At 35.0% G+C, this 23,975-nt stretch carries 23 protein-coding genes and 1 pseudogene; 12 read left to right on the top strand and 12 right to left on the bottom strand.

Features of this window, described 5'->3' with window-relative positions:
- Nucleotides 1-782: 782 nt before the first annotated feature.
- The 4 genes from spxA to pepF all read left to right on the top strand — a co-directional run bounded on the left by spxA (nt 783) and on the right by pepF (nt 6,101).
- Nucleotides 783-1,178 carry a transcriptional regulator SpxA gene (gene spxA / locus HLX49_RS10315; RefSeq protein WP_073010767.1) on the top strand — a complete coding sequence of 132 codons (396 nt, stop codon included), beginning with the start codon at nt 783-785 and terminating at the stop codon, nt 1,176-1,178.
- A 523-nt stretch (nt 1,179-1,701) separates the two neighbouring features.
- Nucleotides 1,702-2,385: an adaptor protein MecA gene (gene mecA, locus HLX49_RS10310; RefSeq protein ID WP_077703101.1), complete on the top strand. Its 684-nt coding sequence runs from the start codon at nt 1,702-1,704 to the stop codon at nt 2,383-2,385.
- A 558-nt stretch (nt 2,386-2,943) separates the two neighbouring features.
- Nucleotides 2,944-4,134, top strand: coding sequence for a competence protein CoiA (locus HLX49_RS10305; protein ID WP_077703102.1), 1,191 nt, complete (start codon nt 2,944-2,946; stop codon nt 4,132-4,134).
- 158 nt (nt 4,135-4,292) lie between these two features.
- A complete protein-coding gene (gene pepF, locus HLX49_RS10300) occupies nt 4,293-6,101 on the top strand; it encodes an oligoendopeptidase F (protein ID WP_077703103.1) in 1,809 nt (602 codons plus the stop codon).
- Nucleotides 6,102-6,265: 164 nt separating this feature from the next.
- Here pepF and HLX49_RS10295 read toward each other — a convergent pair whose 3' ends face one another.
- The 4 genes and pseudogenes from HLX49_RS10295 to HLX49_RS10280 form a co-directional block, all read right to left on the bottom strand.
- A complete protein-coding gene (locus HLX49_RS10295; RefSeq protein ID WP_077703104.1) occupies nt 6,266-6,451 on the bottom strand; it encodes a hypothetical protein in 186 nt (61 codons plus the stop codon).
- 720 nt (nt 6,452-7,171) lie between these two features.
- Nucleotides 7,172-8,061 (bottom strand): annotated as a pseudogene (locus HLX49_RS10290) (ClpXP adapter SpxH family protein).
- 17 nt (nt 8,062-8,078) lie between these two features.
- Nucleotides 8,079-8,462, bottom strand: coding sequence for a globin domain-containing protein (locus tag HLX49_RS10285; RefSeq protein WP_073010782.1), 384 nt, complete (start codon nt 8,460-8,462; stop codon nt 8,079-8,081).
- A 119-nt stretch (nt 8,463-8,581) separates the two neighbouring features.
- Nucleotides 8,582-9,148, bottom strand: a complete 567-nt coding sequence (locus HLX49_RS10280; protein WP_077703106.1) for a CYTH domain-containing protein — start codon at nt 9,146-9,148, stop codon at nt 8,582-8,584.
- A 168-nt stretch (nt 9,149-9,316) separates the two neighbouring features.
- Here HLX49_RS10280 and yjbM point away from each other — a divergent pair, with 168 nt between their 5' ends.
- From yjbM to HLX49_RS10265, 3 genes are all read left to right on the top strand, one after another.
- The gene (gene yjbM, locus HLX49_RS10275; RefSeq protein ID WP_077703107.1) at nt 9,317-9,925 is read left to right on the top strand and encodes a GTP diphosphokinase; all 609 of its coding nucleotides are present in this window, start codon (nt 9,317-9,319) and stop codon (nt 9,923-9,925) included.
- Between the two features lie 203 nt (nt 9,926-10,128).
- Nucleotides 10,129-10,935, top strand: a complete 807-nt coding sequence (locus tag HLX49_RS10270; protein WP_077703108.1) for an NAD kinase — start codon at nt 10,129-10,131, stop codon at nt 10,933-10,935.
- A 16-nt stretch (nt 10,936-10,951) separates the two neighbouring features.
- Nucleotides 10,952-11,845, top strand: a complete 894-nt coding sequence (locus HLX49_RS10265) for an RluA family pseudouridine synthase (protein ID WP_077703109.1) — start codon at nt 10,952-10,954, stop codon at nt 11,843-11,845.
- On the opposite strand, the gene prpE is transcribed toward HLX49_RS10265, so the two are convergent.
- Nucleotides 11,811-12,557, bottom strand: coding sequence for a bis(5'-nucleosyl)-tetraphosphatase PrpE (gene prpE, locus HLX49_RS10260; protein ID WP_101933699.1), 747 nt, complete (start codon nt 12,555-12,557; stop codon nt 11,811-11,813). The two genes, HLX49_RS10265 and prpE, sit on opposite strands and share 35 nt — an antisense overlap.
- A 170-nt stretch (nt 12,558-12,727) precedes the next feature.
- Here prpE and mgtE point away from each other — a divergent pair, with 170 nt between their 5' ends.
- Nucleotides 12,728-14,113 carry a magnesium transporter gene (gene mgtE / locus HLX49_RS10255; protein WP_077703111.1) on the top strand — a complete coding sequence of 462 codons (1,386 nt, stop codon included), beginning with the start codon at nt 12,728-12,730 and terminating at the stop codon, nt 14,111-14,113.
- 518 nt (nt 14,114-14,631) lie between these two features.
- The gene (locus HLX49_RS10250; RefSeq protein ID WP_077703112.1) at nt 14,632-15,093 is read left to right on the top strand and encodes a CotO family spore coat protein; all 462 of its coding nucleotides are present in this window, start codon (nt 14,632-14,634) and stop codon (nt 15,091-15,093) included.
- A 103-nt stretch (nt 15,094-15,196) separates the two neighbouring features.
- Here HLX49_RS10250 and HLX49_RS10245 read toward each other — a convergent pair whose 3' ends face one another.
- Nucleotides 15,197-15,655, bottom strand: a complete 459-nt coding sequence (locus tag HLX49_RS10245; RefSeq protein WP_077703113.1) for a CotY/CotZ family spore coat protein — start codon at nt 15,653-15,655, stop codon at nt 15,197-15,199.
- A 473-nt stretch (nt 15,656-16,128) separates the two neighbouring features.
- On the opposite strand from HLX49_RS10245, the gene HLX49_RS10240 reads away from it, so the two are divergent.
- The 3 genes from HLX49_RS10240 (at nt 16,129) to HLX49_RS10230 (ending at nt 17,025) form a co-directional block, all read left to right on the top strand.
- Nucleotides 16,129-16,365 carry a hypothetical protein gene (locus tag HLX49_RS10240; protein WP_077703114.1) on the top strand — a complete coding sequence of 79 codons (237 nt, stop codon included), beginning with the start codon at nt 16,129-16,131 and terminating at the stop codon, nt 16,363-16,365.
- 111 nt (nt 16,366-16,476) lie between these two features.
- On the top strand, nt 16,477-16,680 hold the full coding sequence (locus HLX49_RS10235; RefSeq protein WP_077703115.1) for a hypothetical protein: 204 nt from the start codon (nt 16,477-16,479) through the stop codon (nt 16,678-16,680).
- Nucleotides 16,681-16,764: 84 nt separating this feature from the next.
- A complete protein-coding gene (locus HLX49_RS10230) occupies nt 16,765-17,025 on the top strand; it encodes a hypothetical protein (RefSeq protein WP_077703116.1) in 261 nt (86 codons plus the stop codon).
- Between the two features lie 45 nt (nt 17,026-17,070).
- Here HLX49_RS10230 and HLX49_RS10225 read toward each other — a convergent pair whose 3' ends face one another.
- The 6 genes from HLX49_RS10225 to HLX49_RS10200 form a co-directional block, all read right to left on the bottom strand.
- Nucleotides 17,071-17,781: a DUF421 domain-containing protein gene (locus tag HLX49_RS10225; protein WP_237342717.1), complete on the bottom strand. Its 711-nt coding sequence runs from the start codon at nt 17,779-17,781 to the stop codon at nt 17,071-17,073.
- 466 nt (nt 17,782-18,247) lie between these two features.
- Entirely contained in the window at nt 18,248-18,673 is a 426-nt protein-coding gene (locus HLX49_RS10220; RefSeq protein WP_077703118.1) for a GNAT family N-acetyltransferase, read from the bottom strand.
- Complete coding sequence (locus HLX49_RS10215) at nt 18,670-19,188, bottom strand: YjcG family protein (protein WP_077703119.1); 519 nt, start codon at nt 19,186-19,188, stop codon at nt 18,670-18,672. The genes HLX49_RS10220 and HLX49_RS10215 overlap by 4 nt, the downstream gene beginning before the upstream one ends.
- A gap of 133 nt (nt 19,189-19,321) precedes the next feature.
- A complete protein-coding gene (locus HLX49_RS10210) occupies nt 19,322-20,047 on the bottom strand; it encodes an alpha/beta hydrolase (protein WP_077703120.1) in 726 nt (241 codons plus the stop codon).
- A gap of 129 nt (nt 20,048-20,176) precedes the next feature.
- Entirely contained in the window at nt 20,177-21,994 is a 1,818-nt protein-coding gene (locus tag HLX49_RS10205; RefSeq protein WP_077703121.1) for an ABC transporter ATP-binding protein, read from the bottom strand.
- Complete coding sequence (locus HLX49_RS10200) at nt 21,984-23,720, bottom strand: ABC transporter ATP-binding protein (RefSeq protein WP_077703122.1); 1,737 nt, start codon at nt 23,718-23,720, stop codon at nt 21,984-21,986. Before HLX49_RS10200 ends, HLX49_RS10205 begins: the two co-directional genes overlap by 11 nt.
- Between the last annotated feature and the right edge of the window lie 255 nt (nt 23,721-23,975).

The following is a 23,975-nucleotide window of genomic DNA, read 5'->3' as shown; positions in this document are numbered from 1 at the left end:
ACCAGTTCTGTTTTGGTAAGATGGGTGTAGGACATGTCAGATACACTCTCCTTAACTTTGGTTGGTTATTCGTTGAGTATATCATGACATGTCTTTTTTGGTGTCTCGCTTAATTTTACAATCTAGGTAATATAAAAAACAAAATCCGCAAAGGTGCAGTTATTTCTTGTTTAGCCTTGTAAAATGCACATTGTCCTATTCTTGAAGTGGGTGACTAATAGCACCTAGAAAAGCCTTTTTACTTATTTAGTAAAAAGGCTTTTCTATGGTGGTTTAGACGTAATTAATGACAAATGTAGAACGATCGTCTAATGGTATATAACAAGTTGTTCCAATTATCATAGGAACTAAAGAAGGGTCTGCGGTTAATGAATTTCCACCGTTAAATCAGTCTTCCTTAAATTATTTAACCAATTGTTATCCTTTTTCCCTAGTTCGAATTTCAATAGCCTCTTCAAAAGGTGGAAACGGTGATTTGTAATTTTTAATCCATTTTGAGGCATTTATATACTATAAAACAATTTTTAATTTCTTAGTGAAAAAAGTGGATTTTATTAAATAACAGGTTTAAATAAAAACAATTATGGGTAACTTACAATTAAGCGGTAAAATAAAAGTAATAAAAAAGTACAAAATCTAATAATTTCTCAAAAATCCTCTACCTTTCGCTTGACATTTGTAGTATAATCTACATATAAGGTAATTTAAACTTATTTTTATTTGATAAAACATTCAAAGTTTATAAAGGAATAAACTATTTAGAATGAGGAGTGAAGTTTTTGATGGTTACACTTTATACCTCACCAAGTTGTACATCGTGTAGGAAAGCTAAAGCATGGTTGGAAGAACACAATATCCCATTTACGGAGCGTAATATATTTTCTGAACCGTTAACATTGGATGAAATAAAGGAAATCTTGCGTATGACTGAAAATGGTACGGATGAAATTATTTCAACTCGGTCAAAAGTATTTCAAAAATTAGAAGTAAATATTGATCAACTACCAATGAAGGATCTCTTTAATTTGATTCAAAAGAACCCTGGGCTTTTAAGAAGGCCAATTATTTTAGACGAAAAACGTCTACAAGTTGGTTATAATGAAGATGAAATCCGTCGTTTTCTTCCAAGAACTGTTCGTACCTTTCAATTACGTGAAGCGCAAAAAATGGTTAACTAATCTTGAAGTAACAAGATAATAATGACAGAACACAGAGTTATATGGATAATAACTTTGAGCAAATATAAAAAACACAGACCAGACGAGTGGTGCTGTGTTTTTTACGTTGGACCTGGATATGAAGGGCTGTAAGAAACCCGTATCAAGCATTGTAATCTGTCTTGGGTTACAACAGTTTAGTGGGGATGAAGAAAATCCCACTAATAAAATTCAATTTAACTAATGTATTTGATAACGATTTTTATTTCCTAATATCGTCAAAAAAAATAGCGTGACAAATCTTTAATTATAGGTTAAAATATGTTACTAATTAAATAGGCATATATGTTTCCAAATCCCTTCTTCATATCATACAATATGATTAAGTGAATGTACCTTATTTAGAATTCGGTGAACAAATAAAGGCGAGATTCTTAATGCTGAAAACAAGGTTAAGAATGAACAAAGAAGGGTATTGTGCAAGTAAGTTACAAGTGGTGAGACTGTATCTTCCACCTACCAAAAAAAGAAGGGGGAGAAAAAAATGGAAATAGAAAGAATAAATGAGAATACAGTTAAGTTTTACATTTCATATATGGATATTGAAGATCGTGGTTTTGAACGCGAGGAGATTTGGTACAACAGAGAACGAAGCGAACAACTGTTTTGGCAAATGATGGATGAAGTGAATTTTAAAGAAGATTTTAATGTTGATGGTCCATTATGGATTCAAGTTCAAGCTTTGGAAAAGGGACTTGAAATCATTGTTACGAAGGCTCATATTTCCAAAAATGGTGATAATATTGAATTACAAACAGATGATGGAAATGCGGTAGATTTTCCGGTGGACAAGAAAATCGAAAATATGCTTGAGGACAAATTTAGCAAAGAAGATGAAGAAGATAACGAGCAATACAATGATGAGAACCTTTGGATTATTGCTAGCTTCAAAGATTTTGAAGATGTTATCCAGTTAAGTCACTATTTTATAAATGACAATTTAGGGACTGTAGAAACCTTATACCATTATAACGATACCTATTATTTATATATGGAATTTTTGGAAGATGAAATTGAAGAAGAAGAACAAGAGAACATGATTAGTAAAGTTTTTGAATTTGGTAATGATACAGATATTACGAATCATGTGCTGTCTGAATATGGAAAAATTATTTTTGAACAAAACACATTCTCGAATATTAGAGCTTATTTCCCTGCAAACATATAGGCACTCTGTATAGGGTGCCTGCGTTTTATTTATTCATATCCTCCGCCCTTCACTTTCCTTTTGTACATTCTTTCATTAAACGAGGACTTATTCCATTAGTGCTTTCGATTATAACAATGCTATCAGAATTATTTTGTTTACGAGTTACATGTTATCTTGACGCGTGATTATGATAACATCTTATATATCACTTTTAACCATCGACTTGGGATAAGTGTCCAATAAATAAGCTATCCAATATTAATAAGCAGTTGAAAATCCCGTCGCCCCTAAAGGACTGGTCTTTCTTTCAACTGCCTCTTTGTGGGGAAAGCATAAGTCTGTGTTTCTTGCACTATAGGAAAGTATAAAATTTTTTAGTTTAAGTATAAGAAGAACAAAGGCTTTTGCCATAAGACTTGCCGACAAGCCAAGTTTTTCTAACAAGGGAGGAGATTCAATTCCACGTATGGACAAAGATTTCATATGTGTAACAGACGCTTTCAACGCACCTATACATTTTCAAGCAAATAAATAAATAAGCAACAATAACATACCAACTAGACAAGGAGGTTTTTCATGCTACAAGCTATGGACAAGTATGGTAACAAAATAACATTATTTACAAATACTTACCGAGAAATAGTTAATATGAAAAAAAACGAGCAATCTTTTTTTTGCCCTATATGCAAAGGCGCCGTTTTTATACGTTCTGGTAAAAAGGTAATTCCTCATTTTGCGCACTATCCTAATCCAGATTGTCACGCAGCAGAAGAGGGAGAGGGTGTGTATCATGAACGGGGAAAAATGTTGCTTTTTAACTGGTTGACTAAACAGAATCTAGCAGTTGAATTAGAATCGTATATTAAAGAAATTAAACAACGTCCAGATTTACTTCTCCATATTGGAAAAAAGCGGATAGCAATCGAGTATCAATGTGCAACTATTTCTAGGGAACTTCTAAAAGCTCGAACAGAAGGTTATCGTTCGGTTGGCATTTACCCATTATGGATATTAGGGGCAAACCAGTTAAAACGAAAAAGCGCCCATAAATTACGAATAAATACTTTCGTTCAGTCTTTTATCCACCAGTTTTCCGCTCAGCTTTCACCACGAATTTTCTTCTTTTGTCCAGTAGCAAATCAATTCATTATTGCCCACGATATATATATGACTTCCAAACAATTAGCTGTTACCACCTTAATAAATTCCAAATTAAATCAAATTTCATTTTTAAATTTGTTTGATCATAAATTATTTACTAGCGAAAAATTGTATACGCTATGGGAGCAAGAAAAATTAATCTTTCGTACAAAACAACGTCATAAACTTTCTATTCAACAGCTTCAATGGCACAAATGGCTCTACAGCAAAAACGTATATCTTCATAACCTTCCTTCTATTATTTATCTTCCAATTCAATCCCAGCTTTTCATGAACAGGCCGCTATGGGAGTGGCAAAGTCGCTTTGTATTAGAAAAATTGGCTTTACTCCAAATTGGTGAGACGATAAACATCGCTTCTTATAAAAGAATCTCTAAGGTGAATACAACAAGTGAATTTCCTTTAACCTGTAATACATTCAATCCATTATATGAATATATGCTACTCCTCAAGCAACTGCAAATGTTTAGCCAACAGTCTGCAATCACTTTTAGGAAACAAACGGATGTTTATTTTCCTAAAACAATAGATGAAGCAATTATTGCTGATAGACATCTTCTCCACAGATTGAAACAGCAAAAAATAAGCATGTTTTTTCCAAAATAATGTATACTAAATAACAGATATTTTTTTCCTATAGAAAAAATCGTATAATCGTTCTGAAAAAGAAATATGGAACAGGAAAAAGCTATTGAAAAGCGAAAATCTTTATAGTGGGAACAATTTAATGTATCCTATTAAGGAACAATGAGGAGGTTAAGGAAATGGCAAAAGCTAATAAAGAACTACCTAAAAGAAAAGAACTCCCTGTTGAATTAACATGGAGGTTAGAGGACATTTTTGAAACGGATGAAGCATGGGAACAGGAATTAACAGATTTGCAGAAAGCTATTCCAGAAATTGAAAATTACCAAGGCACATTAGGTTCCTCAGCGAAAAACCTTTATGATGTGTTAAAGCTTCAGGATCAATTATCGGAACGGTTAGGCAAGCTCTTTACATATGCACATATGCGTTATGATCAGGATACGACAAATTCATTTTATCAGCGGATAAATGCACAAGCAGAAAACGTTATCACGGTTGCATCTAGTAAAATGAGCTATATTGTACCAGAGATTTTAGAAATTAACGAAGCTACATTAAAGCAGTTTTTGCAAGAAGAAGAAGGTTTGCAAGTTTATCAAAAAACATTGGATGAAATCACTCGTCAGCGACCGCATATTTTAAATAAGCGCGAAGAGGCCATTTTAGCTGAAGCTTCAGAGCCGTTAGGAACTGCTTCTCAGACGTTTGGTATGTTAAACAATGCAGATTTAACGTTTCCATCAATTAAGGATGAAAACGGAGAAGAAGTAGATGTTACACATGGTAGATATATTCGCTTTATGGAATCACAAGATCGTTCTGTACGGAAGGCAGCTTTTCAAGCGATGTATGAAACTTACGGTGCATTTAAAAACACATTTGCGTCGACATTGAGTGGAAATATCAAAAAAGATAACTTTGTTGCAAAAGTAAGAAATTACGAATCTGCTAGACAAGCCGCACTTGATAATAATCATATTCCGGAGAAAGTGTATGATAATTTAGTTGAAGCAGTTAATGAACGTCTTCCGTTACTGCATCGATATATTCAATTGCGTAAAAAAGTATTGGAATTAGATGAATTGCATATGTACGATATTTATACACCGCTTGTTCGTGATGTTGATATGGAAATAACCTATGAAAAAGCGCAGCAATATGTGCTTGAAGGCCTTGCTCCATTAGGAGAGGGGTATTTAAATATCGTGAAAGAAGCGTACGATAATCGATGGATTGATGTAGAAGAAAATAAAGGAAAACGCAGTGGGGCTTATTCTTCAGGTGCTTATGGAACGAATCCTTACATTTTGCTGAATTGGCAGGATAATGTAAATGATATGTTTACTTTAGCTCATGAACTAGGGCATTCTGTTCATAGCTACTATACGCGAAATAACCAACCTTATCGTTATGGAAACTACTCTATTTTTGTTGCAGAAGTTGCTTCTACATGCAATGAAGCATTGTTAAATGATTACTTATTAAAAAATCTAACAGATGAAAAACAAAAGCTATACGTATTAAATCATTTTCTAGAAGGATTTAGAGGAACTGTATTTCGTCAAACGATGTTTGCTGAGTTTGAACATATGATCCATGTAAAGCAACAGCAAGGAGAAGCTCTAACTGCAGAAAAGCTTACTGAATTGTATTATGATTTGAATAAAAAATATTATGGTGATGATGTTATTTCTGATGAAGAAATTGGTCTGGAATGGGCGCGAATCCCTCACTTCTATTACAATTATTATGTATATCAGTATGCAACAGGATATTCAGCAGCAACGGCCTTAGCGCAGCAAATTTTAACAGAAGGCGATGGAGCTGTGGAACGTTATACGGATTTTCTAAAAGCAGGTAGTAGCGAGTACCCGATTGAAGTATTGCAAAAAGCTGGCGTAGATATGAATAGTAAACAAACGATTTTGGATGCATTAGATGTGTTTGCTGAAAAACTGGAGCAATTAGAAGGTCTGCTTAAGTAATCTGTTTATCTCATTAAGATCACGGCTTGTCGCCAATTCTTATGGCGAAAGCCTCATTTTGCTTATACGATAAAGCCTAAAAACTATATGTTTTTTTATAGTGTAACAAAAAAGCAAGATGCTAAAAACATCCTGCTTTTTTGTTTATTAAAACATAGGGCATTCTAGCGTATACCTCGTCCGCGATACGTTCGTTTATAAACGAAGGAATAAATGGTTAGATAAATGGAAATAAACAATAATGGTAATGTTATATAAAGAGGCATAACTTGCATGAGCCCTAAAATATTTAAAATAAAAGCAACAGCAGTTAAAATTAAAAAAAGAATAGGTTGAACGAATGTTTTCATATAATCACCTCTCTCTACAAAATATTAACTATTTGTTTGCATTATTCCTATTTTGTTAAACTTTTATTTTACACTATAGGAAAGTATAAAGATTTTTTTGGTTCATAGTATAAGAACAACAAAGGATTTCGCCATAAGATCTCGCAAAAAGCCAAGTTTTTCTAAAAAATGTGAGGAAGATATTTGCAACGCACTTGTCTTTGTAGGGCTTGCACGGGAAACGATTTAAGAAAACGCTTTTATTATTGACATTTTTGTGAATCAATGCACATAACTATTGCATCTAAGCGTATTACTTGGTATATTTAGAATGTAAGTTAGATACAAACAAAACCCCTTTGTTTGATCATGAAACTTTCTCCCATCCCCCTTTGTTATTACAAAGAGAAAAGAAGGATATGCGCTGCCCCGCATATCCTTCTTTCTTTGTATAAAAATTTATAAAATTAGGTGCAAGATTGGTGGTAAGCGAAGTTTATCTATAAAATTTTTTACATGATAGGGAAAGTATTTGGTTTATACTATAGGGGGAAGGACGACTGTTCTCAGAGTAAAAAAATAAAAGCCCTATAATAAGGCTTTTTTGCACTATAGAAAAGTATAAGATTTTTTTGGTTTATAGTATAAGAGAAACTACAGTTTTCGTCATAAAGATTTTGTGATAGCCAATTTTTGCTAAATAGTCATGCAATAAGTGTGACATGCAATGCGGAAAAAGGACTATTCTTGGTAGACCCAAAAATTCCCATGTTTCACTGGTATACATTTGACCTTTTGTCTTAATTGCAATTTTTTCATTTCTCGCTCTGTTTTAGCCTGTGACCAGTCATAAACGACTGCAATTTCTGTGGTGCTTACGGTTTTGTAGTAAGAAAGGAAATCTTCCAACATCGGTTTTTCAGAAGGAATTGCTTGTTTTTGCAATATTTCTCTTAGAACACGTAAATAAATATCATATGGATAAAGTCCAGAAATTTTAATTCCTTGTTCTTCTGTAAATTGATTAAAAAAAACAATCGTTGGAATATATTCAACTTGCATTTCTTGTGTTAGCTTTACGTCTGATTGAAGTGCTTTTTTTGCTGACTTGGAATAAAGATCAGATATAAACTCATTCACATCTAAATTAGCTTCCTCTGCACAGGTTAAAAGAGCAGACTCTTTCGAAATATCTTGTTTATATAAGAATGCATTTCACGAATTTTACGTAAAAACATTTTTCCAGCTTTTTTTCCTTGTAATTCTGCCGATTTAATAGCTAAAGAAGCAATCCATGGACTGGAGACAGGATTCTCTTCCCATAGATCTCCATCACAGCACATGCCAGTCCGTTTTGCTGTTTTTTCCCACAATTCCTTTATGTTACGTGGACGTTCAAAAGATTCTTGGTTTAATAAATTTAAATAACCACTAATGATTGGACGAATAGTGAAAAAACGTCCATATTCTGTAGAAAGTTTCTTTAAAAAAGGTTCAAGCGCCCAACATTCAGGACATAATGGGTCGATAAAGACGTAGATTTCTATAGGTTTCTGAACAAAATCAAAATAGCTATATTTTTCCGATGTGTTTTGATACAAGGAATCTGCTCCAGAATATTCCCAACTCACACCGATTCTCCTTTCTCCTAATCTGGCGTGTTCATCATGTGGTTTGCAGTTAAGGTTAGTTTTTCAAATATAGCTGTACGATATGGTTCTTCGATTTCTGCTTCGATAAGCGCATTTGCCATACATGTAAGCCAAGCATCCTTTCGTGTTGGTGTAATTGCAAAAGGTAAATGTCTTCTGCGTAACATTGGATGGCCTCTTTCTTCTGCGTACAAAGGCGGTCCGCCAAAAAATTGCGTGAGGAACAATTTCTGTTTATGAATCGTTTCTGTTAAATCTTCTGGAAATATAGGAATTAAATCGGGATGCTTGCTCACTCTTGTATAGAAAGCTTCGACAAGCTTTTCTACAACAGGTAATCCGCCAATTGCTTCAAAGATAGAATTTGTCTGGTTCCTCATGTGTACTCCCCTTACCAGTTTCTATATATTGTAGCAACGGAAGGCTTGTTGGGCAAATAATCTGATTATCCAAGCTCTAAAAATAGTAAAAACAATAATAATAGAGAAGTTGATTGTATTTAGTTACTTTTAAAAAACCGCTCAATTTTATTTGGTGTATGGCGTTTTGGGATTGAAAACTTATTTAATACATGGTTGAAAAAAATATGCCCTGATTCATAAGATGTTGCTTCTAATTCCAGTTCGTAGTCTGATATTCCGTTATACTTACTGAAGTCTAAAACAAGAAGAACATCTTGAAATTGAAATTCTCTTCGTTCAGTAGTTAAACTACCAAGGCACATGAGGGAACCAATGTCTACACCTAGTTCATTTAACTGTTTTGCAGTTTCATCTTTTGCAACCATTTTTCCCTGCATACACGCTTCCGCTTCTTTCCTTGTTAGCTTATCATGTGTCTCTAATAAACCATTAGGATGCGGTTGTTTTAACGTTAGTTGATATTGGTTGTCTTTTTGCCTGATACGTAATGCACTTCCTAATCCTTGCAAAGTGCGATCCTTTGTTTCAAAATAATAATTGGTTTGAGTCACAGCTTCGTTAGGGAATGGAAGTTCGGTTAACAATGTATGATACTCATCGGAAGTTAATAAATTTTTAAATTCAATTTCTATTTCTTGTGTCATGCCTGTCCCCCTCTTGTAATAACCAAGTTCTGCTATCATTGATTATCGCTAATCTGAAATGAATTTGCAAAGATTATTGTCTTCTATTTTATGGTACAATAGTAGAGTCTTGACGTAACGTATTGTAAACTATATAACTTGATTTTAACTTATCAGGTGGTGTTTAATGTGAAATGGCAATCTATACTTGCGCCATATGCCCAAGTTGTAGAAGAATTAAAAGTTAAATTAAAAGGAATACGTAAGCAATTTGAATACGAGTCTGAACATTCACCAATAGAATTTATAACTGGTCGTGTGAAGCCAGTCCCAAGCATTATAGAAAAAGCCGAAAACCGAAAAATCCCATTAGAGCATATAGAAAGTGAAATTCAAGATATTGCTGGAGTAAGAGTTGTTTGTCAATTTGTGGATGACATATACACCGTAGTAGAAATGATCCGTGCAAGAAATGATTTAACAATCGTTGAAGAAAAAGATTACGTTTCTCAGAAAAAAGAAAGTGGCTACCGCTCCTATCACCTCATTATTGAATACCCAGTAGAAACCGTGTCTGGGATGAAAAAACTGTTAGCAGAAATTCAAATTCGAACGTTAGCAATGAACTTTTGGGCGACAAATGAGCATTCTCTAAACTATAAATATAGAGGTAGTATACCAGCAAATATAAAAGTACGATTACAAAACGCTGCAGAAGCTGCTTTTAAGCTAGACGAAGAAATGTCAAAAATCAAACATGAAGTTCAAGAAGCTCAAAAGATGTTTCATCGAAAATAGTCTAGTTAAGGTAACGTTTTGAACAACCCCTTAGTAGAACTGCATTCATCTTTTCATCTTCTAAACTGAAAATGTTTTAACCTAACAAAATTCTTTTATAGATAACTTTTTCATACAAAACGCTTTCGAGTTATAAAAACTCATAGCTTCCGTATCTAGCACAATAATTTTCTAACATAGAGAAATGAAAGGAGGAGGCAATCATGAAATTTGCTATCGTATCTAAAGGCGATGAGCGTTCTGAACAAATAAAGTCAACAATAAAGCAATATTTAACGGATTTTCAATTAGAATATAATCAAAATGAGCCTGATTTAGTCATATCTGTTGGTGGGGATGGTACATTTTTAGAAGCTTTTCACACTTATTTACAGCGGTTAAATGAAACAGCGTTTATTGGAATACATACTGGTCATCTGGGGTTTTATGCTGACTGGGTTCCGGATGAAGTAGAGAAGCTAATCATAGAGATTGCGAAAACGCCATTTCAAATTGTTGAATATCCGTTATTAGAAGTGATTATTCGAGGAAAATCAGGAGGAATTGAAGATCGTTTTTTAGCTTTAAACGAAGCTACAATTAAAACAGCTGATGGTTCTGTTGTGTTTGATGTTGAAATTAAAGGTGAACATTTTGAAACATTTCGTGGTGATGGTTTATGTATCTCCACACCGTCGGGTAGTACGGCATATAATAAAGCACTAGGCGGTGGCATTATTCACCCTTCTATTGATGCCATTCAATTAACCGAGATGGCTTCAATTAATAATCGAGTTTTTCGGACCATCGGATCACCACTCATCTTACCAAAGCACCACACATGTTTATTGAAGCCAGTTGTTGATCGAAGTTTTCTTATAGCGATTGATCATTTTACTACAAACTATGCTAATGTGAAATCAATTCAATGTCGTGTTGCTGAAGAACGTATTCGCTTTGCTCGTTTTCGCCAATTTCCTTTTTGGAAAAGAGTACGTGAATCATTTATTGCAGATGAAAATAACAGATAACAGGAAAGTGAATATCATGAAATGGATTATTGAGAAACAGCATGAAGGAATGCTTCTTCGTGATTACATTCGCCAAGTTCAAGGGGTATCTAGACGAATTTTAAAAGCAATTAAATTTGAGGGCGGTCTCATTTTAGTAAATGATGTTGAGCAATCCGTTCGTTATGTATTAAAAGAAGGAGACGAAGTGGAAATTAAATTGCCGATAGAAAAAAAGGGGAATTTTATGGTTCCAGGAGAAGTCCCCCTTTCGATTATCTATGAAGACAAAGATATTATTGTACTCGATAAACAGGCAGGCGTAGCAGTTCTTCCATCTTATCATTATCCTAAAGGTACGATAGCTAATGGGTTACTAGCCCATTATGAGCAGCAAAATAGTGCTTCTACGGTTCATATCGTGACAAGGCTAGATAAGGATACTTCTGGACTAATGCTAGTTGCTAAGCATCGATACAGCCACTCCGTTTTATCCACATCTCAGCAAGCGGGTGAATTAAAGCGAAAATACCAAGCGATTGTAGATGGGGCTTTAAGCAAGACTTCGGGTACAATCGATGCGCCAATCGGGAGAAAAGAAGATTCCATTATTGAACGGGAAATACGAGAAAATGGAAAACGAGCCGTTACCCATTATCGTGTAGAACGTAATTTAACAGGCTGCTCTTTTGTTACTGTTCAGTTAGAAACAGGCAGAACGCATCAAATTCGTGTTCATTTTTCTAGTATAGGACACCCGCTTTATGGCGATTCATTATACGGAGGTGATGTTAGCGTCATACAGCGTCAAGCTTTGCACTGCTATGCGTTAACATTTCCGCATCCCATTACAAAACAAACATTGCGTTTTTCAGTAAATTTGCCATTGGATATGGTTAATGCGCTTCGTAAGTTGCAAACTTCTCTTTGACAAATGGCTGTTTGGAAGAAACAGCCGTTATCTTTTCCTCAGGGAGAGAAAACGCAGTCAATTGATTTCCGAATACACAGCCAGTGTCAATGTTGACTGTTTTATTTAAGAATCTTGGCTGCAACACGGGTGTATGGCCATAAATTATCCATTTATCTCCTTGATAATATGCCGCCCAATCACGACGTACCGGTCTTCCATCAGCATGAAATTCACCAGTTGTATCTCCATATAAAACAAATGATGTTACTTTTTTATTGGCTCTTCCAACGTAGCTTTCTTTGATACCTGCATGCGCAATAATTGCATTACATTCTGGAATTTGCAAATATAATGGTGCTTGCTCATATAACGTCATGAATCGCTGGCGAATAATAGCTTGCTCTTCTTTAGAGCAACGCTTATACTCGGCAACGGTTGTTTCCAAACCATGTCGTAACTGTACTTTATTACCTAAAAAATAACGATATAATTTATTACAGTGGTTTCCGGGAACGTATCGTGCTTTTTTATGGGTAATAACCATATGGTATACAAGTGTAATTACGTTTAGGGAATGTGGCCCCCGGTCGGTTATATCACCTACAAATACTGGCACACGCTGTTGTGGGTGAATATAAATAATTTGTTCTTTTTTGTAGCCTAATTTGGAAAATAATTGCTCTAATTCTTCGAAGCAACCGTGAACATCACCAATTACGTCTATTTTCATAGAAACACTCCTTGATTTGTTGTCTGTTTTTGGATATGATATGTGCGTGATTAAACAACATGGATGGTATTAGTTGCTCTATATTATAGACAACCCTTGCCACTCATCCAAGTAAAAGGGTTTACCTGCTTTAAAAAGCGTAATGGAATAGGGTAGAAGGAAGTGATTGTATGGAAACCAACCATCGTTATGACAAAGATTATGAAAAGCAGTATGAACAGCATTGGAAAAAATTACAACAGCAATTAAAACGAGAAAATATGGAAGGGTTTCGCAACGAATTCCTTGATATGCATTCCTATGACCAAGCTATGTTTTTCATTGAACAGAAAAAATCAATTCGTTTACAAATCTATACTTATTTATCTCCAGAAGAGATTGCAGATATTATGGAGAGTATCGATGAAGAGGAACAGACTCGTGATTTAATTAGTGAAATGGATCCTCGCTTTGCGTCTATGGTGCTAGCGGAAATGTCCGCAGATAACGCTGTCGATATTTTGAACGAAATGGATAAAGATCATATTGCTAGCTTTTTAACAATTATGGATACATCCGCAGCAGATGAGATAAAGCACTTATTACATTATGAAGAAAAAACTGCCGGAAGTATTATGACAACAGAATTTATCGCTACTTATAAAACAAACACTGCCAAGCAGACGATGCAACAATTAAAGGAGCAAGCGCCTGATGCAGAAACAATTTATTATTTATATGTATTAGATGAAGATAAGCGTTTAGTCGGTGTGTTATCTTTAAGAGATTTAATTGTAGCACCAGAAGATACAAAAATAGAAAGTATCATGATGGAAAAAGTCGTCGCCGTATCAGCTGGAAAAGACCAAGAAGAAATTGCTCAAATGATGCGAGACTATGATTTCTTGGCATTACCGGTTGTTGATTTTCAAGATCATTTATTAGGAATTATTACTGTTGATGACATTATGGATGTTATGGAAGAAGAAGCAAGCGATGATTATTCGAAGCTTGCAGGGGTATCAGATATCGATAAACCTAATGATACAGCATTAATTTCCGTGAAAAAACGTTTACCTTGGCTAGTCATTTTATTGTTTTTAGGAATGTTTACTGCAAGCCTCATTGGTCGATTTGAAGAAACATTAAATCAAGTAGCAGTCTTGGCTATTTTTATACCTTTAATTGCTGGAATGGCAGGTAATACTGGCACACAAGCATTAGCTGTTGCAGTTCGAGGTTTGGCAAGTGGAGATTATGGCAAGCAAGGGAAAATGAAACTAGTCTTACGGGAAGCAAGTACAGGCATTATCAATGGGGTTATTTGTGGCCTGCTTATTACCCTAGTAATTTATGTATGGAAACATGAGATTTATTTAGGAGTGCTTGTAGGGATTTCCATAGCTGCAACTTTATTTGTAGCTACAATTACAGGTGCATTAGTACCTATTTTTATGGATCGATTAAAAATTGATCCTGCTGTTGCTTCAGGTCCATTTATTACAACAATTAATGATATCATTTCTATTCTCATTTATTTTAGTATGGCAACACTATTTATGAAGTATTTAATCTAGAACATAAAATGCTTTTTGTACTATGAGGCTAATAATATAGCATAATATTTAGGAGTTATCATGTAAGCAAAAACTCTTGTCATAAGACGTAATTACCAGCTTGTAGAGAAAACTCATTGTTTTTCTGCAAGCTTTTTTTTCTGTCTAATAAATTATAAAATGAGGTGCTTGTGAATAAGGGAATAACCGAATAGTCACATCCAGCTTGATTGCCCAGCACGAGGCGACTTCACGAAATCTCCTTTGATAAGCCATCATCGGTTCATCCTAAAAGGAAGGACGACTAAAAGCGGGAGAGCCGGGTCTTTGTTCCGCTAGAGGGAAATATAAGCCTTTTTTGGTTTATAGTATAAGATTTTAGGCTTTATCGTATAAGTAAAACAACGCTTTTTTTCTACAGAAATTTTGCAATAGCCAAATATTTCTAAATCATAAACCTTTTCTCAGATACAGAAAATGAACAACACATTTTTCTGGGCATTTTCATATAATGAAGAGAAAGGAAGGGGGAAGTAAGAATGGGGAAGAAGTATGCAAAAAAACCATTACTTTTCATCCATCAACCGAATGAAGGGCAAATGCATGTCCCAATGCAGCATATGTATGTAACTCCGAAAAAGGAGCAAAATGAAACATCAACAAATGGCGGGGAGGAAAAAAAGGGGATGAGGCATCCATCTTTTAACAAAAATTATAATAGTAAAGAAGAATATGGGCACGAAGAAAAATTGAAGCAAAATCAAACGGAGGAAAAGCAAAAATTTAAAGACATGTCGATCGAAGAAAAAGTAGATTATTTTATTAATTCCCCTAGCTACGCTCCAAAGCTAAAATGTGAAATTAAAACGGATCAACGAACATATCGTGGTGTCATTACTGGAGCTGAAGGGAACGATGTATACATTCGAGTCGGTAATCGTTCCGCCAGTACAAAAGTAAGTTTGGATGATATTAAGCATATTAAGCTTTTGGGGTTTTAAAAATACAGGTGGGGCTACTTCATAGTCCCACTTGCCATGTATTACATACAATGGATGTAAGTTGAACACTGAGACCTTTATCGTCTCAGTGTTCATTTGGAAATTAGTTTAAAGCATTAATTGCTGGAAGACATGTTACATGGCAGAAGCAGTTTAGGTCTACTGTAATACAAATGCCTGTAGCACGTAAAGGTTTTGTGTCTTGTTCTACTGGGTTGTCAGGATTTTCTTTATCATCACGAGGATCTCTTAATAATTCAATTACTGCACAGCAATCATTGGTTACTTTCTTCACTCTAAAATAGAAACTTGCAACAATATCACCGATATTACTTGGATGAGCTCCAAAACCTTTAAATGGCTTACAAGTTCCTTTGCAGTACAAAATCACTGGAACTGTATCAAGTCCGTTGCCTTGATCTGTCTCCCCCAGAAGATCGTTGATTGATTGTTCACAGCTGGAATCACAGCAATTTTCTATAACGTCATTTTGTGCATCAGCGATTTCTTTTAAAATATCGCATACACAATTTCCTGTATCAAAATCTTTTCCACAGCCCATGAATGATTTCTCCTTTCGACTTTTGATTGACTCATTTGTCCTTACTAGGATATGTACGGATGTATAGATTGTGTGGGCATTACCACCAATTATGCGTAGAGAAATTAAACGCTTCGTTTATCTCAGGTATAAGGTGTTGAAAGACTCCTACTTTAAGAATGACAAATAATGAATTGAACAAGCCAAAGGGAGAGATAAAAGTATTAAAATCCATAGTTACAAATTGCTATATAATGTTCAATGGTTTATCCTGCAAAGCAAAACGGAATCTTTGGAGGAGTGGGTTTCTAATGAATCGTTTTTTATCACTATAGAAAAGTATAATATTTTTGGTTTATGATATAAAAAACAAAGGCTTTCTCCATAAGACTTGGCGACAAGCCAAGTTTTTCTAAAAAGCGGGCGAATGTCTATACTGATTTTCAAAATGAAACATAGACTAATAACGATTATATTGAAGAGGAGTGAACAAAATGTCGGAAAGAAAAAAGCAAGTAATTCATGTGAAGGATCTCGTCATTAAAGCAGATAACGTTTTTATTGAACCTCAGCGACCACCCCGTCCACCGCACAGAAGAGATCCTTTTGCTTCAAGAAGACGTCCTTTCGATGAAAATGAAAAAGAGGATCACGAAAAAGAAGATTCTTATGACAGAGAAGATGATGAACATAGAGAAGATGAGCGTAGATCGCCATTTTCTTGGCTTTGATTAAATAAATCCTTAATTAGATAATTTTGGTTACTAGTGTAAGATGCACCTATTACGACAATATTGCCAGAAGAAAAAACAATACAATTGGCATCGTCGGAGGTAAAAAGTATGCGTTTTATTGAACCTAAATGGTTATACAATATGGATATTATTGATAAGCATTTGCAGAAAAATGAAAATTGGCTTCAATATCCAGATAAAAAAGCGGAACAATGGGAAATGGAGATAGGTAATTGGAATGAAGCTTTTTTAAAGCAAATGGCTCAAATCGAAAATGCTTTATTAGAAATTGGAGCTAAATTAGAAGAGTAAAAATGCATGGATTATTTTGAAATAGGGTATATAATAGTAGAAAGATAAAAAAAGCTTTCCATATCTATAAAGGAGTGGTGGTACATGGGATATATATTGCCAATAAAGCAATACCAATATCAGCAATATCACCAAAGAATAAGCGTAAAGAAACAGGATACAATGCCAGTTCAACGACCATTTAAAAGCGTACTTGATCGCAGGCATCAACAATTATCCAAACAATATGAACGACTCCATGTAGCTGGATATGATCGGTATGTGTTAACAAACCAAGAAGCTTTGGTATCATCGAAGTTTCGTGGAATGTATAAAAAAGGAGATCGGTTCAGCGTAGAGGTATGATAAGTTTTTTGACTTACTATTGAATATGATGAGAAGTAATCCTAATTACTTCTCATCATATTTTTTATGCTCTCTATTCACATAAGGAAGAATAAATAACCCTTCGCCTTTTTTATATTCGGCATAAAAAACATCGCTTATATGTTTATATTGTTGTTCTTCTAATTGGTCCATTAACCATTCCTCCGTCAAATTTTTCTCTTTTAAATTGTCATAGATAATTTCTCCATCATTGATTAGCGTAGTGGCTAAATACGTTTTCTCAGTTGAAACTTGAAGCTCTTGCTTATTCGGTGTTTGATAGGCAGGCTTTAGAATAACAGATACGGTTCCGTTTGTTTCCATAAAAGCAAATTCTACTTCTCGTATTGAAAAAACATCTTTAGCCCGTAAGAGGCTTTGTAATTGATTAATATCCAAATTATTTTTTTTCATTACATCTCTAATTAACTTGCCACGATAAATAATAAAATCGGGTGCTCCTTCTAACAAGCTGCGCGTACGTTTGAATTTTTGTGTAGTTATCTCTGTTATATATAGCAAACTTCCCCAAAGAATAATCACAAAGGCTATTTCAATGACACCTGCTTCTTTGTCGAATAAAGCATTTCCTACTAATTCTCCGAGAATTAAAGCAGATATGAAGTCAAACGGCGTTAATTGAGTAATTTGTGTTTTCCCTAATAATTTTGTGAGCAAGAACAAGGCGAAAAATCCGAAAATGGTATCTATGAGCATTAGCCAATAGTGATTCAAATGAATGACCTCCTTGAAGCAAATCAGTTTTAGGTTTACCTGATGGAGGGAATTCATTCACATAAATATTAGAAAAACATGGCTTATACTATAAACCTTATAACTTTATACTTTCCTATAGTAAGAACAAAGGCGCAAGCGCCCGGTTAGCAACGTAGCGAGTGGATGAAGCAACTAAAGTTTTATGGATCATGGTGAGCCGGTGTTGACGAATCAATGATGACTTATCGTAGGGCGATTCGTGAAGTCGCCTAGTTGCTGGGCGCTGGAGCCGGACGTGGCTAAATAACTTAGTAAGTTTATCCACAGATGCAAAATTTTGTAATTTCCTAGACCGAAATAAAACAGAAGCAGGATAAAAGTGCCTGCTTCTGTTGAAAAAGGAAATGTAAGAATAGGAAACTTTTGGGATTGCAGCATAGCAAAACTACAACTTGTGTGAATAAGCCAAATTTTAGATGAATGTTCAAGATAACTGTTTTACCATTGTAACATGAGGTATACCAGCATCTAGAAACTCATCAGATACAGTCTCATACCCTAATTGCTGGTAAAATTTCTCAGCATGGGTTTGCCCATTTAACTTTGCTTTTTGATAGTCATTTTCAAGAATGGCCTGTTCCATATGGTGAATTAATTGTTTTCCAATAGATTTTCCACGATATTCTTTTAATACACAAATTCTTTCAAGTTTCCCGTAAGACTCTACAAAACGGAGACGGCTAGTAGCAATAGGAATTTCGCCATCGTAAGCTATGAAGTGGATTGCTTCGTCATCATATTTATCCATTTCTTCTTCAGGTGATACATTTTGTTCCTGAATAAAGACGACTGTACGGATATGATAGGCGTCATCCTGTTCTTTATGTGTTGTGACTTCTTTTATAATCATACGTACTCCTTTCCAAACACAAATGTTTCGTAAACGGTCCAAGACCCATTTTCTAGCTGATACATTAATTGGAAACGATCAATTTGGTCTTCTAGTTGGGTTTTCTTCATGCTTAAACTGCTATATACATCGGAGTATTCATCATCTGGAAGCTTTTGAGCAATCGTTATATGTGGTACAAAAGCATACTCGTGATTATCAGGAAATTTACCTGCATGCATTCTCTCGTATAAGTCAACGAGCTCTTGCCTTGGTTCGACTTTAAAATAGATGGTGTTCGTTATCGGAGCGAAAGTACTAACTTTGTTCATATAAATGGTAAAAGGATCTATTTCATTAGCAATATGTTTTAATTCAATAATTAATTCATTAATCAGTTGATCATCTGCTTCAAAAGATTCCTTCAACGTAATGTGCGGAGGAATTAAAGCGTAGTGTGGATCATACCTTTTTCGATAAGAGTTTGCTTCATCTTGAATTTCCTTTGTTGGAAAAATAACAATACCATATTTCATCTCATAAAACCTCCTAGTAGAATCAATGATTTATGCCTAATTCATTCAACCCTGTGCAATGATTTTACCTTAACCTTTATTATATCAAATATACTAATTAAATAAGAGAGTATTTTGTACTATCTGAAAAATATTATGGAAACATGGAAGTAAGGGTGCGCTTCATATCCTGTTGCCAATACTTCCATGTATGTTCTCCAGCCTCTAATTCGTAATAATCATAACTGGAGGCGGTACTTTGTAAAATGTCATGAAGCTTTCGATTAGGTGTTAGGAAGTCCATCCTTTCGCCATTGGTCATCTGTACATCTGTTTCAGCTTTTCCGATTGTATGGTAAATGGCAACCCGATCCAAGTTTTTGGCTGTTTTTACTGCATTTAAAACGGTTTCGTTTACAAAAGGAGATTGCATGATGACTTTTCCAAACGTATTTGGATAACGAATGGCAGTCATAAGGGCAAGCGTTCCTGCTAAAGAGTCGCCTAATAAGGCTCTAGATTGCCCCATGTAATAAGTAGGAAATAAATGATCTAAAAAAGGTACAACCTCATGTCCTAGAAATTTTATATAGGCTTCATTTTGTTTACCGTCCGGATGATACTTTTCACGGCGGTCAAACTTATCTTTGTATTGAATGCCAACAAATATCGTATTGGTAATTTCTTGATTATCATGTAGCTTATCACTTAAAGTAGCTACTCTTCCAAGCTGATAATAATCATTGCCATCTTGCATAATGCAAAGTTGATATTTGTATAATGGAGAGAAATCTTCTGGTTGATAAATTGTTAATGTCATATTTTCTTGTAAGTACTTGCTATTGATTTGTTTCTCAATCATAGAACCTTTTCTTCCCAAGTTTTTCACTCCTTTTACTCGAATATAAATGTGCCTTATACTTTCACATTGGATTTAAAAAACCTGACAAATGCAAGGTCCTGATTTCACATGTGTAAAGTTTGTAGGGATAAAAGGCATGGGTATGAATTAAAGCTCTTCCCTTACCTGCCCTTTATTTAAATGATAATACTGTCCTTGCATGGCAAACAGTTCCTCATGGCTACCTTGTTCTTTGATTTCCCCATTTTCTAGCATAATAATCTTATCGGCTTCTTTAATTGTGTTCAGTCGATGAGCAATGACGAAACTCGTTCTCCCATTCATTAACCGTTTTAAAGCATCTTGGATCTTAAGCTCTGTTATAGTGTCAATATTACTTGTCGCCTCATCAAGAATCAAGATTTTCGGTTTCGCTAATAGTGCGCGTGCAATCGTCAGTAATTGCTTTTGTCCTTGACTAATGCCGCTTCCTTCTTGGTCAAGCATTGTGTCATATGCATTCGGTAGGAGTTGAATAAATGCATGCGCATTAGCATCTTTTGCAGCTTGAATGACTTCATCATCCGTCGCATCTAGACGTCCATATCTAATGTTTTCACGAATAGTTGCTCTGAATAAAAAGGCATCTTGTAAAACAAATGCCATATGCTGTCTTAAACTCGAACGTTGAATGGTTTTTAATGGTATGCCATCCAAATATATTTCCCCTGCATCGTAATTATAAAATCTAGAGATTAAATTAATTATGGTTGTTTTTCCTGCACCTGTATGCCCGACAAAAGCAATTGTTTCACCTGGTTTTGCTTCAAAGCTAATATTCTTTAAAATATAGCTATTTTCATATCCAAAAGAAACTTTATTAAAAACGAAATGTCCATTTGTAGTGGTAAGCTTTTGAGCCGTCTTTTCATCTGCTTCTTCCTGTTCTTTATCCAATACACGAAATACACGTTCGGCACCTGCTACAGCAGATAATAATATATTAAATTGATTGGACAATTCATTTAACGGTCGTGTAAATTGTCTAGCATATTCTGTGAATATTACAATAACTCCTACTGTTACAACATTATTTATAGCTAAAATACCTCCTGCTAATGCGATGAGTCCAAAGCTTAAAAAATTGAGCATGTTCATTACTTTGGGGATAAACCCAGAAATGGTCAGAGCCCAAAACCCTGCATGATTTAATTGCTTATTACGTGTTTCAAATTCTTTTATAACACGCTTTTCTTGAGAAAAAGCTTTGACAATATGCTGACCAGATAAAATTTCTTCAACATAGCCATTCACTTCGCCTAAATTTTTCTGCTGTAATTTATATAAAGGGCCTGTTCGCTTTGTTATCCAGCGAATGGCAAGAAACATAATTGGTACTATTACCATAGTAATAGCTGTTAGTATCGGGCTAAGATAGAGCATAACACCTATCGTTCCTGTTAGAGTTAGAACGCTCGAAAATATTTGGATAACGGATTGATTCAACGTGTTATTCACATTGTCAATATCGTTTGTAATCCGACTCATTAATTCCCCGTGTTGTCGCTTATCAAAATAAGCAATTGGCAACCGATGAAATTGATAAAACAAGTGTTTTCTTAGCGCGAAAACGGTGTTTTGGGCAATGCCAATCATCCAAAAATTTTGCAGGAAAATGGCTAAAGCATGAAAGAGATAGATGACTACAAGCCAAATCAATAACGTAACTAATCCGGTTGTTTCTTTAGTAACAATGAAATCATCAATTGCCATACCAATCATAAACGGTCCTAAAAGACCGAGTGCAGAACTAGCGACAACCATTAAAATGACGAGTGTTAACTTTCCCTTTTCATTAGCTAAATAAGTCCAAATGCGCTTGATGGTTCCTTTCGTATCTTGAGCACGTTTTTGATTATGGCTTGAATTTGATGATATAGGTATTTTTTTATATTGAAAAGGCTGTTTCAATTGTTTACTTAGCATGGGAAACTTCCTTTCCAAATTGAGATTCTACAATACGCTGATATAGCTTAGAAGATTTAAGAAGGGATTGATGTGTGCCAAGTGCTAGTATTTCTCCTCTATCCAAAAGAAGAATACGGTCGGCACGCATTGCTGTACTTATCTTCTGTGTAATAATTAATGTAGTGCAATGATAGGTTTCAATAGCTTCTAACAATCGAGATTCTGTAGCTAAATCCAGTGCGCTTGTACTATCATCCAACATTAGGATTTTTGGTTTTCGAATAAGTGCTCTGGCGATAGAAATTCGTTGTTTTTGTCCTCCGGAAAGATTAACTCCTTTTTGCCCGACTTTAGTTTCATAACGCTCATTTAACTGCATAATTGTTTCATGAATTTGTGCATCTTTTGCTGCTTGTATAATTTCTCCCATGGTAGCCCTAGCTTTTCCCCAAGCGATATTTTCCTTTATCATACCAGTAAATAGCAAAGGAGATTGAGGTACGTAGCCTATACTATCGCGAAGCTGGTTCAAAGGATACGACGTAACGTCTTGATCATCAATAGTAATGATCCCATGATTAGCCTTATACAGTCGAGGGATTAATTGAAATAAAGATGTCTTCCCTGCACCAGTAGCGCCCATTACAGCAATTCTTTCGCCACTATTCACGTTAAAGGTGATATCGTGCAAGACCGATTCTTTATGAGTAGGATAGGAAAAATATACGTGTTGGAAAGATATTGCCCCACGTTGAACATGATTGGCGGTAGTGTCATTCCATTCTACTTTTTGCGCTTCCTCTGTATGGATATGCAAAATGTCGTTCACACGTTTGGTAGAAGCTTGCATTCGTGAAAACGCCATAATAATAAACGTAAACATAGAAATAGACATGGAAACCCTTAATGCATAATTAATCATTGCAACAACATCGCCAACATTCGTTGTCCCGGCTACTACTTGTGCATTGCCTAACCAAATAATAAATAATAGGCTCATATTCATAACAAATAACAAAACGGGCATCGAAGCTTCAACGAAACGAAAGGTCGCCCTCGTTCTCTCGGCTAACGATTGGTTGGCTTTTTTAAATCGTGCTTCTTCGTGTTTTCTACGAGAAAAAGCTTTGATTAAGCGCATACCAATCAAATTTTCTTGCATCACCTGATTTAATGTATCGACGCTTTTTTGTACGTTTTGAAATAACTTGCTAGCAATTTTAAGCACCCAAAGAACAAAACCAACTAATAGTGGAACGGTAATGAGAAAAATAATAGCAAGCTTAGCGTTTACGATAAAGGCCATTACAACACCACCAATAACGATTAGTGGTGCTTTTGACATAATTCGAAGGATCATATAGATGGTATTTTGCATTTGTCGAATATCATTGGAGAATCGAGTCATTAAAGCGGATGTTGGATATTGATTCAAATGTGAAAATGAAAAGGCTTGTATTTTAGCAAATAGCTCTTCACGTAGATCGTAAGCAAATCCCCAGCTTACATGTGAAGCGTAAAATGAGTTAATCAGACCAGCTATGAATGCGATGAAAGCAAGCGTAATCATAATGCTTCCCCATTTCAAGATGGTTGATAAATCTTGATTCACCACTCCTTCGTTAATCATTTTCCCTAATAAAAAGGGAAGCGCAAGCTCCACAGCCAGTTCAACAAGCATAAGTGCAAATGCAACGGCCGCCGGTAGCTTATATGGTTTCAAAAATGATAAAACAGTCTTCAAGGATGACTCCTCCCCATGATGCTACACAATTTCTATCTATTATAAATGGATTTTATGGATTTATCCAATATCCTAACCACAAAGAGATTAATGATAAATAATTCACAAACGATATACAAATCCCGGCAGACCACTTCAAGTAAAAGATAGAGAAGGTTTTAAGCTTCCATTTTATTAATAAAAATAACTTATTCCTTATAGATGCGCTTTGTATAAAAAGCAGACTATAGGGGAAAATTTGTTTGAGTCAATTCA

The sequence above is a fragment of the Virgibacillus sp. genome, assembly GCF_013393565.1.
GTDB lineage: Bacteria > Bacillota > Bacilli > Bacillales > Amphibacillaceae > Virgibacillus > Virgibacillus dokdonensis.
The sequence above is the reverse complement of the archived record's forward strand: the minus strand, read 5'-3'. Positions and strand labels throughout refer to the sequence as shown.